The sequence below is a fragment of the Labilibaculum filiforme genome (genome assembly GCF_002843315.1).
In the GTDB taxonomy this organism is placed as follows: domain Bacteria; phylum Bacteroidota; class Bacteroidia; order Bacteroidales; family Marinifilaceae; genus Labilibaculum; species Labilibaculum filiforme.
Genome location: NZ_MVDD01000005.1, coordinates 276037 through 290613, shown reverse-complemented (window position 1 = coordinate 290613; position 14577 = coordinate 276037). Strand labels below are relative to the sequence as shown.

The 14577-nt window shown below is 32.2% G+C and carries 14 protein-coding genes; 13 read left to right on the top strand and 1 reads right to left on the bottom strand.

What is annotated here, in order from left to right; genetic code table 11:
• Window positions 1-90 precede the first annotated feature (90 nt).
• Together BZG02_RS09340 and pheS are read left to right on the top strand one after the other, a co-directional pair.
• Window positions 91-915, top strand: coding sequence for a peptidylprolyl isomerase (locus tag BZG02_RS09340; protein ID WP_101261155.1), 825 nt, complete (start codon window positions 91-93; stop codon window positions 913-915).
• A 121-nt stretch (window positions 916-1036) separates the two neighbouring features.
• Window positions 1037-2059, top strand: coding sequence for a phenylalanine--tRNA ligase subunit alpha (gene pheS / locus BZG02_RS09335; protein WP_101261154.1), 1023 nt, complete (start codon window positions 1037-1039; stop codon window positions 2057-2059).
• 125 nt (window positions 2060-2184) lie between these two features.
• On the opposite strand, the gene BZG02_RS09330 is transcribed toward pheS, so the two are convergent.
• The gene (locus BZG02_RS09330; RefSeq protein ID WP_101261210.1) at window positions 2185-2604 is read right to left on the bottom strand and encodes an OsmC family protein; all 420 of its coding nucleotides are present in this window, start codon (window positions 2602-2604) and stop codon (window positions 2185-2187) included.
• Between the two features lie 213 nt (window positions 2605-2817).
• Between BZG02_RS09330 and BZG02_RS09325 the strand changes: the two genes are divergently transcribed.
• The 11 genes from BZG02_RS09325 to BZG02_RS09275 all read left to right on the top strand — a co-directional run bounded on the left by BZG02_RS09325 (window position 2818) and on the right by BZG02_RS09275 (window position 14541).
• The gene (locus BZG02_RS09325; RefSeq protein ID WP_101261153.1) at window positions 2818-3522 is read left to right on the top strand and encodes a Crp/Fnr family transcriptional regulator; all 705 of its coding nucleotides are present in this window, start codon (window positions 2818-2820) and stop codon (window positions 3520-3522) included.
• Window positions 3523-3748: 226 nt separating this feature from the next.
• Window positions 3749-4138: a transposase gene (locus tag BZG02_RS09320; protein WP_143470442.1), complete on the top strand. Its 390-nt coding sequence runs from the start codon at window positions 3749-3751 to the stop codon at window positions 4136-4138.
• A gap of 110 nt (window positions 4139-4248) precedes the next feature.
• On the top strand, window positions 4249-5400 hold the full coding sequence (locus tag BZG02_RS09315) for a hypothetical protein (RefSeq protein WP_143470441.1): 1152 nt from the start codon (window positions 4249-4251) through the stop codon (window positions 5398-5400).
• A gap of 674 nt (window positions 5401-6074) precedes the next feature.
• Window positions 6075-7202, top strand: a complete 1128-nt coding sequence (locus BZG02_RS09310; protein WP_143470440.1) for a hypothetical protein — start codon at window positions 6075-6077, stop codon at window positions 7200-7202.
• A 208-nt stretch (window positions 7203-7410) separates the two neighbouring features.
• Window positions 7411-8568 carry a hypothetical protein gene (locus BZG02_RS09305; RefSeq protein WP_143470439.1) on the top strand — a complete coding sequence of 386 codons (1158 nt, stop codon included), beginning with the start codon at window positions 7411-7413 and terminating at the stop codon, window positions 8566-8568.
• A 53-nt stretch (window positions 8569-8621) separates the two neighbouring features.
• Window positions 8622-9119: a hypothetical protein gene (locus BZG02_RS09300; RefSeq protein WP_101261148.1), complete on the top strand. Its 498-nt coding sequence runs from the start codon at window positions 8622-8624 to the stop codon at window positions 9117-9119.
• Window positions 9120-9335: 216 nt separating this feature from the next.
• Window positions 9336-9533 (top strand): hypothetical protein, encoded by a 198-nt coding sequence (locus tag BZG02_RS09295; protein ID WP_101261147.1) that lies wholly within the window; start codon window positions 9336-9338, stop codon window positions 9531-9533.
• 254 nt (window positions 9534-9787) lie between these two features.
• Window positions 9788-10015, top strand: coding sequence for a class I lanthipeptide (locus BZG02_RS09290; protein WP_101261146.1), 228 nt, complete (start codon window positions 9788-9790; stop codon window positions 10013-10015).
• 77 nt (window positions 10016-10092) lie between these two features.
• Window positions 10093-11307 (top strand): lanthionine synthetase C family protein, encoded by a 1215-nt coding sequence (locus BZG02_RS09285; RefSeq protein ID WP_101261145.1) that lies wholly within the window; start codon window positions 10093-10095, stop codon window positions 11305-11307.
• A gap of 40 nt (window positions 11308-11347) precedes the next feature.
• The gene (locus BZG02_RS09280) at window positions 11348-13600 is read left to right on the top strand and encodes a lantibiotic dehydratase family protein (RefSeq protein ID WP_101261144.1); all 2253 of its coding nucleotides are present in this window, start codon (window positions 11348-11350) and stop codon (window positions 13598-13600) included.
• Window positions 13601-13620: 20 nt separating this feature from the next.
• Window positions 13621-14541 (top strand): thiopeptide-type bacteriocin biosynthesis protein, encoded by a 921-nt coding sequence (locus BZG02_RS09275; protein WP_101261143.1) that lies wholly within the window; start codon window positions 13621-13623, stop codon window positions 14539-14541.
• The last annotated feature ends 36 nt before the right edge of the window (window positions 14542-14577 follow it).

The following is a 14577-nucleotide window of genomic DNA, read 5'->3' as shown; positions in this document are numbered from 1 at the left end:
AAAGGAGCTTCGTTATTAAAACGAGGCTTTTTTTGGCTTTCACTGTTGCGATATTTATCTTAGTCGGGAAATTGTAAACAAATACCTTGAATGAATCTAAGTAAGAAAATTTTAGTTGGAATTGTAATTTTACTAATTGCGAAACTCTCTTTCGGGCAAGCTACTAACTCTATTATTTTGATAGAAACAAATATGGGTGATATCAAATTGATGTTGTATAAAGAAACTCCAAAACACAGGCAAAACTTTCTGCAATTAATCGAAAATGGTCACTTTGATGGAACCTTATTTTATCGGGTAATAAAAGGATTTGTGGCTCAAGGAGGATCGCAGGATTCTAGAAATGCGCCTGCAGGTAAAATGATTGGTTACGGAAGTTCGAACCGGACGATAGAATCGGAATTCAACCCGAAATTTTTTCATAAAAAAGGCGCAATAGCAGCACCACGTAAACCCGATAAAGTAAATATTTTTAAAGAATCGGATGTATCGCAGTTTTATATTGCCCATGGCAGAGTATTTAGCGATGAAGAATTAACACTCATGGAAAAAGAGGTGAATGTTCCTCTGCGAAAGCATATTGTAAAAAAGTATTTAACTACTAGTAAAAGGGCGCTTTTAGATTCATTAAAAAAAGCCGGTATGGTGGATGAGTTCAGAGCTATAGCGAAAACCATTAAGGAATCTATCGAGTTTGAATACAACAGTACCAATAAAAAGCTGGAATTCTCGGAAGCAAGGCGGAAAGCATACACAACAATTGGCGGGGTTCCGCACCTCGATAACAACTATACGGTTTTTGGGGAAGTAATTGAAGGTTTGGATGTTTTAGATAAAATTGTGAACCTTAAAACAGATGCAAACGATCGGCCTTTCGAGGATGTAAAAATGAATGTGAAAATTCTCGAATACTAAAAGAAGAATAAGTTTATTGGAAATAATTAAGGAATCTTCCGGCTAAAATAGAAACCTCAGTAACAAGGAGAAAAAACTTTTTGTAACTTTGCCGACTATTGGATTTCAAAAGATTAAAAATATGTTAGACAAAATAAAGAATTTACTGGAGGAGCTGAATGGATTTTCGGCAACTACGCTAGAGGAAGTTGAACAATTTAGAATCAAACACCTTAGTAAAAAAGGAACTATTGCTGTTTTGTTTGCAGATTTTAAGGACGTTCCGAATGATCAGAAAAAAGCAGTAGGACAAGCGCTTAATGAGCTAAAAACAACTGCATTAGATAAAGTAAATTCTCTAAAAGAGACTTTCACCAATGTAGATTTTGGAAAGTCGGGCTTGGATTTAACCTTATCGGGCGATCCGGTAAAATTAGGTTCCCGTCATCCGCTATCTTTGGTGAAAAATGAAATCACTGAAATTTTCTCTCGTTTAGGATTCACAATTTCCGAAGGACCGGAGATTGAAGATGATTGGCATAACTTTTCCGCTTTGAATTTTCCAGAAGAGCATCCGGCGCGTGATATGCAGGATACTTTCTTCATCGAAAAAAATCCAGATGTAATTTTACGTACGCATACCTCTTCGGTTCAAGCTCACGATATGTCTGAAATGGAATTACCAATTCGATGCCTAACACCTGGTCGTGTTTTTCGTAACGAAGCTATTTCGGCACGTGCACACTGTATTTTTCATCAAATTGAGTGTTTGTATATCGACGAGAATGTTTCGTTTGCCGATTTAAAACAAACGCTTACTTATTTCGCGAAAGAATTTTTTGGAGAGAAAACAGAAATTCGTTTGCGACCATCATATTTCCCATTTACCGAGCCATCGGCCGAGGTTGATGTTACTTGTTCACTTTGTGGTGGAAAAGGCTGTAATGTATGCAAGGGAACCGGTTGGTTAGAGATTTTAGGCTGTGGTATGGTCGATCCAAATGTTTTGGAATTAAACGGAATCGACAACAAAAAATATACAGGTTTTGCATTAGGAATGGGAATTGAACGAATCACCATGCTAAAATACGGCATTAAAGATCTTCGTTTATTCTTCGAGAACGACATCCGCTTTTTGGAGCAATTTTCAGCTGCAGGATTCTAAATTAAGAGAAATGAGATTTCAGATGTGAGACTTGAGATAGACTCATATGATAATATAAAAGTGCTTCTGATTGCAGAAGCACTTTCTTTTTGTAATCTCAAATCTATTATCTCCTTGCTCACATCTTATTGTTCGTGGTAAATGATTTGCGAAGTAACAGGAATCACCTGTTTGTACATCGCGCTTACGCCACATTGTGTTTCTTCGGATAATTTTACTGCCCGTTCCAATTTTTTTTGAGGTAAATCCTTGCCAAAAAACTCATAGGTAATGTGCATATTTTTATAGTAGGAGGGTTGTGTTTCGCTTAGTTCACCTTCTACGGAGACTTTAATATCTTGAATGTCGAGTCTCATTTTCTTTACAATTAATGCGGTGTCGATACCAGTACATCCCGCTAAGGCGGTCAAGAGCAGTTTTTTAGGACGAAAACCTTTGTCTTCGCCTCCCACTTCAATACCAGCATCGGTAATCATTTTGTGCCCGTCCATATTCGTTTCGAAAGCTAAATTTCCTTGCCACGATAATTCTACTTTGTGTTTCATAATTGCTGTATTTTTAGTCTTTTTACCTTTTGCATAAGTAAAACTTAAATTTGTATATTTGATCCTGTTACCATTTTTATTACGATGGTAATAAAAGTAGGAAAAACCCTTCAAATCCAATAATCTTTTTAACGACTTTATGGGGACCGAAGGTTCGATTAATCGAATTGTTCTTGAATTAGTACTATTGATTTCAGTTTTAATTTGAATTTAATGAAGCAGCATCCAGTTCTTCCAAATTGTAACCAACTAGCCGAGAAATTCGGGGAAAGATTTCATAATTTGAAGCTTGAAGATATGAATCTTTTATTTTGGGGTGAAGACGTTCATTTCTATAAAAGAGGCAGTATTATTTATTCCGAAGGCGATTCCGCGAAAGGATGTTACTTTCTTTTTTCGGGAGTATTAAAGGTTTTTAAAACCGGTATGGAAGGCAAAGAACAAATTATTCGTTTCGCAAAAAATGGCGATTTAATCGGATTTCGTTCAGTGCTCAGTCAGGAGCGAGCTTGTACATCGGCAAAAGTGATCGAAGATGCAACAGTTTGTTTCATTCCTGGAAATGTGCTCACCAAATTGATTCGGGAAAATTCGGAATTTGCCATGGAATTAATGCAGATTACCTGCAAAGAACTTGGCGAAGCAAACAATTACATTACTGATATTGCACAAAAAACCGTACGCGAGCGCTTAGCTGAGATATTAATTCAATTGGAAGTAACTTTTGGTTTAACTGAGGATAGTACGCTTAAAATAGCTCTAACACGCGAAGAGCTTGCCAATATGGTTGGCACGGCTACCGAATCGGTTATTCGTTTACTTTCCGAGTTTAAATCCGATAAGTTGATTGAGTTAAACGGCCGAAAAATTAAAATTCTAAATAGTAAAGCACTAAAAAAAGTAGGCGGAATCTTGTAATCCTTGCTTAAAATAATATTTCAAGCCCATCTGGTTTTTCCGGATGGGTTTTTTTACATCTTTTTTTTGGTAGCGATTATTATCTGGAAATATGATTAATACTTATATTTTCGCTATTGTTAAGCCATAATAACATGTTCAATTAACATTAATTCGTTTTTTTTATTTGGGATATTTCGATAGGATGTTTCCCTTTCAGGGAAACTTTACCTTTTTTTTAAGTAAAATGAAAAAATTCCAAAATAAATACCGCATTCCCTCGGCTCGTGCTGTGTGGTGGAATTATTTCAACGAAGGCAGGTATTACGTGACTATCTGCAGCCATAACAGGCAGTGGTTTTTTGGTTCTATTTCTGATCAGAAAATGGAATTATCTTCCATTGGAAAGCTGGCCCATCAATTTTGGTTCGGGATTCCTGATCATTTTCCATTTGTAAAATGGCACGCATTTGTGGTGATGCCCAATCATGTGCACGGCATTATCGAAATATCGAATGCCGTAGACGTTGCATGCAACGTCAGTACACTGCAATTTATTTCACATATTTTAACAATTATTAGGGTTACCTTTTCTCTTTTTACGGAATTAAGTAGCGTATTAATCAATGAAACATAAAAGTAAATTAAGATTTCATTAAAAGAGTTGCAGTTCCTTTTTTAGTGAAATAGTTCTTGGAATAATTTTAAAATTATTTTTTTTTTAATATGAATATAATGTCTAGTGTTATGAAAATGAAACGTGTACTAATTGTATTTTTTTGCTGTTTAAGTTTATCGGCTTACTCTCAAAATTCTGATCCGTTTGCTGCAGTGAATGATACCTCCTATTTTAACGGATATTTGAAATTAAAAACTGATAAAAGTTTATATCTAAATACGTCGTATGAAAGTATTTATTGGCAAGCCTACGGAACCTTGTATTCTTTTTTGGGTAGATATGATGAGGCAAAAGTTGGATATGATAATCGATATGATCAAACAACTCTTTATAAGGAAGATTTGAATTTGGATGGAAAACAAAGTTCTCAGGAGGAATTAAATAAATTGTATTCTAAATTCAATGTATGCATGATTAATGAAGCTCATCATATGGCACAAAATAGAGCTTTTATGTATTCGCAATTAAAGCACTTAAAGAAAGCAGGTTATAAGTACTTGGCAATTGAAGCCTTAAATGCTGGAATATATATGGATAGCACATTAGTTGACAGAGGATATCCATTGGTACAAAAGACGGGAGTTTATATTAGTGAGCCGATATTTGGTATGCTTATAAGACAAGCGTTAGAACTTGATTTTATTTTAATTCCTTATGAATCTTACGAAAAGGAAAGAGAATTAGGGGAAGCAAATAATATTTATAAATTGTATGATCCAGAAAAAGGTAAGTTGGTTGTTTATGCTGGTTATGGTCATATTTGCGAAGATGAAACTAGCCCCTATATGGCTAGTATATTAAAAGGACTTTTGAAGGAAGACTTTCTTACGATTACTCAAACATTACCAAAGCAATGTAAACCTATAACAGATGGAAATGACACTTGTAAGTTTTATTTGTTGCCACGATCTAATGAATGCTACGATTATACTGTAATTCCAAATTTGCAGGCGAGTGCTACAAATATACCTTATTGGTATGATTGGATGAATTGTACTTATCAAAAATTAAAGAGCTTCTACAAACCAGAACTTACAAGTCCAAGTTTGGTGCAACTATTTCGTGCTGAAGAGTGTGAAAATGCGGTTCCGGTTTACCAGTATTTAATTGAGAAAGATGATGAGCAGGATATTACATTACCATTTATTACAAAAGGAAATTATAGATTAGTGATTGTAAGTGAAGATAAAATAGTGAAAAAGGAAATCTTTGTCGACTAACTTTTATAACATTAAGTAATTATAAATTAATAATGGGCAATTAGCAATTATCAAACGAGCTGTATCATAGTCAATTGTAAATAATAAAATACGACAACACATTACTCATAGTACTTAGAAAACATTTTAACGTAAGGATTATAATCATGTTGAATTATTTTTCACATCTAATTATTAAATTATTTGGCTATAAAAGGGTCGAATATGAATTTTTAACTGGGATTGCAATATGTTTCTATTTAGTCCGTTCCAACAATTTTATCTACTTTTAGATTCATTATAAACAAAATAGTAAAACGTTAAGAAAAGTAGGCGGAATCTTGTAATCCCTGCTTAAAATAATATTTCAAGCCCATCTGGTTTTTCCGGATGGGTTTTTTTGCTCCATTTCTGCTGAACTAATTATTTTTGTTATTGGTTAAACCATATGGGCTATCAAGTCTGAATAAAATTAACATATTTTTTGTCATTTTTACTTTTAATGTTTTATATTTATGTTTAGTTTCAGAAGCACTATTCGGAAACATTAGAAATTATCACGTCTCTTACGAGATGACTAATAGTTGAAAATGAGAATATTGTGCTGGAATTGGTAATTATTTATACTGGGCATTTTTAATGTAAAATGCTATAGTTAGGTTGCGTGCAATCTCTCTATCTTAAAAAACTATACAATGAAAAAGTATTTATTTATCAGCCTACTGCTTATGGGAATAAGTATTGTTGGAAATGCACAAGAGAATTACATTGAGTATCACAAACAAGTAAACCAAGCAAAGCTTCAAATTACACTTGAAAATTTTGAGTCGGCATTAGTAACTTATCAAACGGTATTTGCGCAATATCCAAAGCATTTTTACCGAGATGTTCACAACGCTTGTGTTTGTGCGATTCGTTGCGAAAAGTACTCCGAAGCTGAGACTTTGGCTAAAGAATTGGTAGTTCATGGTTATGAGTTGGAAGATTTTGAACAATCAGCTTTTGATGCCTTTAGAAATAGTAATAAATGGAAGTCTTTCTCTTCGGAGTATACGAGTTTACGTAAGGAGTATGAAGAGGGATTGAATGTAGGATTAAGAAATAAGTATTATCAGTTGTTCAAAGAGGATCAAATGCTTGCTAGTTCTGGGGGCGGGTACGGAACTCTAAAAAATGATAAAGATTTTCTTGAACTTTCAATCAGGCTAAAAACCTATTATGAACTCGATGGTATTCCAAACTACGTACATAATAAGGATACATTGAATTTAAAGTATTGGATTTTGTACCGTCATTATTTTGGTATGAAAAATAATGCAGATAATCATCCAGAAATAAAAGAGAATTCGAATTTATACAAAAGTGTGGATGCTCTAAATTGGCAGACAATTCTTCTTACAGAATTACGAAACGGCAATATTGAACCTCAATTTTATGCCGATGCGGTAGTATATCACGATCCTACTCGTCCGTTTGGAAAACCTGCTTTAAAAGTCGATTTTGAGAAAGAAAAAGTATCCTTGTTTATGAATATGAAAGAAGAAGAGCGGAATGAAATAAATGCAAATAGAGAGGCTATTGGTTTATTTGCATTGAATGAAGAGAACAGTGATATTCTTCGTACTAGTTGGTATGGAAATTATCCTTTTCAGCAAATTAATGATTCCTTGAAAAGAGTTACAAGTTCTGATCCAATGGCAAAGTTGAAGGTGATCAAAAAATATGAAGCGGATGCTAAGAGTTTGTTTCAAAAATCGAGTTTAGATGATTTCTTTTTAGGGGATTATAAAGAGATAAAGGAGACTCACTTTTTTGGATTGTAGTTACAAAAATGAGAAGAGTAGAAGGGGAGGGTATTGATAATTTGCTCTTTTTATCAAGCTAAATTTTGATCGACAGAAATTCTTTTACATTAATATTTGTAAAGAACAGGAATGCGATAAAATGGCAAATACAAGAATTAATTTTTCTGGAGAATTTAACGAAAATATATAGGTTGTGTGCAATCTCTCTATCTTAAAAAACTATACAATGAAAAAGTATTTATTTATCAGCCTACTGCTTATGGGAATAAGTATTGTTGGGAATGCACAAATGAATTACATTGAGTATCACAAACAAGTAAACCAAGCAAAGCTTCAAATTACACTTGAAAATTTTGAGTCGGCATTAGTAACTTATCAAACGGTATTGGCGCAATATCCAAAGCATTTTTACCGAGATATTCACAACGCTTGTGTTTGTGCGATTCGTTGCAACAAGTGGAATCAAGCTTTGGAATTAGCTAAAGAATTAGTATTGTTAGGTTATCAATTGGAGGATTTTAAAACTGCAACTTTTACAGACTTTCGAATGACAAAACAATGGAAAGAAATTGAACAAAAATATCCAGAATTAAGAAAACAGTACGAGAATAGCTTGAATCCGTATTTGTATAAGAAGTATTCTTACATGCTTGCGGAAGATCAAAGAATAACTGCTATGAATGATTTCAAGGAACATAACATGGCTATTTATGAATTTACATCTCTCTTAAAAATGGATTATGAGATGAATGGTATTCCTAATTTTGTTCGATTTAAAGATCGTTTGAGTCCTGGTTATTTTGCCTTTTATCGGCATGTTTATGGTAAAGTGGGTAGGTGTTTATTAAGCGCTAAAACCACAGAAGATTACGATTTTATTAGAAGGTTAAATTCTTTAGGGATAAAAGATTTACTGCATAGGGAAATTTTTAAAGGAAATTTATCTCCAAGGTTTGTGATAACTGCAGAATCTTACTTTACCAATGAGTATGGAATTAATTCTGAGATAGAGATTCGAAAAGATTTTACTAACGAAGAGCTTAGTTTCGTTCCTACTGATAAAAAGACTTATGATTGTATTCCTCCTTATCCACCGATTGATTTTGTTACAATTGATGAGAATCGGAAATCATTTGGATTGTTACCATTACAGCAAGAGTGCAAATTATTTTTAGCGGGGACATGGTACACTGTATACCCGTTTAAAGAAATTAAGGAAGCTTTAGCTAAATTGAGCAATAAAAATGCTGAGTCGGTGAAGAAAACAATACAAGAGATAGAATCAAAAGCCATAGAAACTTATTCAAATACTCTTCAAGATGATTTTTTCCTAACCGATTATCACGCATATAAACATTCAAAATACATAGGATTAGATCAATAATCTGCATGGATTTCGTACAACGTATTGCCTGTTAAGTCTATAATCAGTGATAAGTGAAAAAATCGATCCTATTAATTTTATTATTCTTCGTACTATTTTTGGTTTCTGCTCAAATTTATAATCAAAAGAAGATCTATCAATTTGAGATTGTGAAAACAGATGCTTCTGGTTCCATTCAGAAAGAAGATTTATTTTTGGTTTGTCATGGGAAGGCATGGAAATTAGATTCGATAAATCAATTCTTAGCCGTTTGGTGTCCGGCAAATGTGGATGTGTTCGGCTTTAATTATCAGACTGGTATCATCGAAAATGAAAATAGAATTTGGTTGCATCCACCTCGAAATGACCAGTACCAAATTCACGAATACACTCCTTTTCCCGAAGTTAGATTTCCTCTTAAAGTTGGAAGTAAATGGGAAACCGATTTTGGTTTTGAATGGCAGGAAGGATTTCACGATCACATCATTTGCGATGATCAAAAATACCATCGAATTGCAAATTATATTTCTAATAATCCCCAGAAATGGGGCGAAGATAAATTTAATGAATAATGGTAAAATGCATGATAAAGACCTTGCATGTAACCTCTATCACAATCCCGGTCGGATGCAAAATATGTACGTGACGAAATATTTATAATAGATAGGCATTTTACATTGTAGTTTAAGAAGTTGTGAGCTGTTTCACATATTTTAACAGATATATGGGTTACCTTTTCTCTTTTTGCGGAATTAAGTAGTGTAGTAATTAACCAAATCGAAGCCCCTATGAATATTACCCAAAATAAAGAATTAATAGAAAGAGTCATTTATCTTGCAAAGAGAAAAGCAACTGGAACCCCAATGCAGTTAGCTGAAAGGTTGAGTATTTCGGAAAGAAATTTATATAGAATATTGGAATTTTTAAAAGATTCGGAAAAATCTATTTCCTATTCTAGAACCTTGCAATCATATATTGTAGATTAATTACAAATTGAGATATTTGTTAAATAAAACAGTTCACTGCCAATTTTGGCAGTGAACTGTTTTATTTTAGTGTACTTAAAAGAACAATAAATTTTAAGAATAAAGTCGCTCCGGAATAAAAAAACAGATATCCGTTCTCACTCCGGAAACGACTTTGGTAGCTGAGCTACTCTGATCAAGGGCAAAGCTACTAAAATGAGAAGAACCGCGCAAGTTTGACTTGTGGAGGAAGGGCTAATTAAAAAATTATTATCATGAAAAAGAAAAGTTTAAACAGTAAGTTGGTTTTAAAAAAAGAAACAATCTCTAATTTAAACATGAGTGAAGTAAAAGGGGGGCGTCTTCCTGGGGGGCAAACTGGGGATAATGGATGTGATGGTACCTGGGTTTCTGTACTTTATTGCGATGATAAACCAGCGACTGCCATGGCCTGTAGCATGCCGTGTGCAATTGAAAAGCGCCCAACATTTGCGCTTTGTTAGTAACAACATTCTAGAAACCTATTAAATACCAAATCAAGAGCTAATACATTGTATTAGCTCTTTTAATTAAAATTATTATGGATTGGGAGAAAATACCTGAATTAAATAGAACAAAAATTGAATCAAAACTTTCCCAGTTTGAAGAAATATTAATATCGCAAAAGGAAGTATATGAGAGTGGGCAAGGACTTATGGGGGGTAAGTTGGGAGTTGCCTTGTTTTTTTTATATTATGCTAAATTAACAGATAAGCAAGAACCATATGATTTTGGATTAGAATTAATATCTAAAGTATTTGATGATATAAATAATGGATTTAATTTTCATACTCATGCAAGTGGTTTAGCTGGTATTGGTACATCATTAACTTTACTTACTGAAGCAGATTTGTTAGATGCTGATTTAAATGAGATTTTAGATGGGCTTGATGAATACTTGTATACTCTAATGATATCTGAAATTAAGAATGGTAATTACGATTTCTTACATGGAGCAGTTGGTTTAGGTTTTTACTTCTTAAAAAGAAAAACAAATGATTCAAAAAAATATTTAGCTGAATTCATAAAAGAATTGAATAAAATTGCTATAAAAGACGAAGAAGGAACTAGATGGATATCAGTTTTAGATCATAAGAAACAAACAAAAGGTTTTAATATTAGTTTATCGCATGGTTTGGCAAGTATCATTGCTTTTTTAAGTAAGGTTTATTCTGCAGGTATTGTTAAGGATAAAACAAGCGAGTTGTTGTCAGGTTCTGTAAAATATTTATTAAATCAACAACAAGATACTAGTGAAAATATTTCCAACTTTCCTTCTTATGTGTGCGAAACAGAAACTTCTGCTTATAGTCGTCTTGCTTGGTGTTATGGCGATTTAGGAATTGGAATAGCATTGTATGTGGCAGGATTAAATGCCAATAATGAAGACTGGAAAGAAAAAGCTATAGAAGTTGTTTTACATTCTACAAAAAGAAGAGAAGAAAAAGTCTCAGGAGTAGTTGATGCAGGAATTTGTCATGGAGCTGCCGGTAATGCACATATCTACAATAGAATGTATAATTATACTCAACGAAATGAATTTCAAGAAGCAGCAAAATATTGGTTTGAAGAAACTTTGCAAATGGCAAAATATAATGATGGCTTAGCAGGATATAAAGTTTGGAAAACACCAGAGCATGGAGGTTTGCAAAATGAATATGGATTTTTGGAAGGAATTGCGGGCATTGGTTTAGTACTTATAAGTGCCGTTTCAAATATTGAGCCGAAATGGGATGAGTGTCTCTTCTTGTCTTAATTTTGTATACAACTAGTTTATTAATACTGAAGAATATCATATGAATAATTTTAAATATAAGAGTTTTGATAATTTTGTTCTAAGAGTGCCTTTGCTATCATTAAATTATATACAGTCAATTTTTGTAAATAAAAATACTTCTGACAAAGATCTAAAAAAGATCTTCGAAAGTTCAAAAATTCAAGAAGCTATTTTCCTTGCATCTCCAGTATTGCATAGCCAATTGTTAAAATGGTTAAATAATGAACTTTCAAAAACAAAAGATATTGAACGATTAAAAGAGTCGCTTACTAAGTATTTATTAAGAATGGGAAGCCGATGCACGCCATTTGGTTTATTTGCCGGTTATGGTTTGGGAAAAATTGGTGATAAAAATAAAATTGAGCTAGACGATGACCAAAAGTATTATGCACATCTAAGATTGGACATGAACTATCTTTGTGCATTAGCTATAGATTTATCTAAAATTAAAGAGATCAAAGAGCAAGTCAAATTTTCCCCTAATTCAAGTATTTATAAATCAGGAGATAAATTAAGATATGTAGAGTATCGTTACAATAATAGTAAAAGGAATCATTTTGTAATAGCTGTTGAAGACTCTGAATATTTACAACAAGTATTAAATGCTTCAAAAGGAGGTGCTAAAATTAAAGATTTAGCAAACCTCTTAGTTGATGATGAAATTTCGTTTGATGAAGCTAAATCATTCATAGAAGAACTTATTGATAGCCAATTGCTAATTAGTGAATTGGAGCCATCAGTTACAGGTACAGAGTTTCTTAATCAAATAATTGGTATTTTAAAACCTCTTAAAAATATTGATGATATTATTGATTTACTTCAAGAATTTGAAAATGATATTGTCAATATTAGAAATAAAGCAATAGGAATGTCTGCAGATATCTATAAAAAAATAATAGAGAAACTGTCAAACCTTGAATCGAAGTATGATATAAAATATTTATTTCAAACTGATTTAGTAATTTCTGCCAAGGAATTAAAATTGAATTCTGATATTTCAAACGATGTATTAAAAGGTATTGAATTAATGAACAAATTGACGCCTAAGAGAGCTAATGAAAATTTATTAAAATTCAAAGAAGCGTTTTATGGAAGATACGAAGAGAGGGAAGTCCCTTTATTACAAGCATTGGATGTTGAATCAGGAGTTGGTTATATTCAAAACACCGATAATGGAGATCTGAATCCATTAGTTGATGATATTGCATTACCTGTAGGTAAACTACAAAATGATTATAATATAAAATGGAACAAACTACAGTCTCTTTTACTTAAAAAATATAATGAAACTTTATCAAAAGGATTAAGTGAAATAGAAATTACCGACGAAGATGTTAAAGATTTTAATGCTGATTGGGATGATTTACCCTCCACGTTTAACGCAATGGTGGGAATTATTTCATCATCAGGGATTGATGAGAAACCAATAATAAAATTTAGTTCTGTTGGAGGATCTTCAGCTGCTAATTTATTAGGAAGGTTTTGTCATAGTAGTTCCGATTTATATAGTTATGTAAATAGAATTACCGAAACTGAAAAAGACATATTTCAAAATTCTGTTTTAGCAGAGATTGTTCATTTACCAGAATCAAGAACTGGAAACATCTTACTAAGGCCTCAATTAAGAGATTTTGAAATATCTTATTTGGCTAAATCTTCGGTTTCTAAAGAGAATCAGATTTCTATTAAAGATATAGTGGTATCAGTTAAAAATGGAAAAAAAATAGTTTTAAGTTCAAAGTCTTTAAATAAAGAAATTATTCCAAGATTGAGTAATGCTCATAATTTTTCTTTTAATGCATTACCTGTTTACCAGTTTTTATGTGATTTGCAAACACAAGATTTAAGAGCTGGAGTTGGTTTTAATTGGGGAGGATTATCAAATGAATATGGTTATTTGCCAAGAGTAAAATATAAAAACATTATATTATCTGAAGCAATTTGGAATATTAAAAAAGAAGAGTTTAAGAAAGTAATTAAAGCTAGAGATGATGCAAATATTGAAAAAGAAGTCAAACTATGGAAAATGGAACATAGTTTACCTGACTATGTATTATTAGCAGATGGAGATAATGAACTATTATTCCACTTAAATAATATGTTGTGTATAAAAACATTACTGTCATTAGTAAAAAAACGATCAAGGTTTCAGTTAAAAGAATTTTTATTTAAACCCGAAGATGCAATAGTAAAAAGGAGGACAGACAGTTTTATCAATCAGGTGATATTTTCGTTTTATAAGTCTCAGAACCAAAGTAAAACGGACAAGTAGAAAATAATTTTTAGTAAGTTATGATTAAATCACAAAACACTGTAAAACGCACTTTTATACTGGGAGATGAATGGTTGTATTATAAGTTATATTGTGGCCCTAAAACGGCTGATGATATCCTAGCGCAAATAATAAAACCAGTAGTCGAAGAACTTCTTTCAAAAAAGATAATTGACAAATGGTTTTTTATAAGGTATTCTGATCCCAAAACTCATTTGCGGGTCAGATTTCATTATAATAATCCGCAAAAAATTTATCATATAATTAGTTTGGTTAACAATACATCACTTTCATTTATTGAAAACGATTTGTTATGGACAATTCAAACAGATACATATCAACGAGAAATAGAAAGATATGGTGAAAATACTATTGAATTGGCTGAAGAACTCTTTTTTCATGATAGTGAAATGATTATTAATATGATTGATATGATTAAAGGAGATGAAGGAGAAATAATCCGATGGTTGTTTGCTGTTAGAGCGATAGATAGTTTATTGGATGATTTTAATTACGATGATCAACAAAAATTACATTTGCTGGAAAATCTAAAGGAAGGTTTTGGACGAGAATTTGGCATGAATAAAATGCTAAAACTTCAGCTAGATAAGAAATTCAGGAATGAACGACAAAATATTAGTAATGTATTAAATAGAGAAATGGATTCTAAAAGTGATATGTTACCCTTATTTGATTTACTTCAACAAAAATCGATTAGAACGGAGCATATCTCAAAGAAAATCATATCAATAGATAAAAATAAAAAACTACCTCGAGCTTTAGATGATTTAATGAGTAGTTATATTCACATGCTGGTGAATAGATTATTTAAATCAAAACAACGATTACATGAAATGGTGATTTATGATTTCTTATACAGATATTACAAATCGGAAATTGCAAAGAATAAATATAAACCTTTTTTGCAAAAGTTTTCTTAAAAACCAAATTACCCAGATTGTCTTAGTATAGACTAA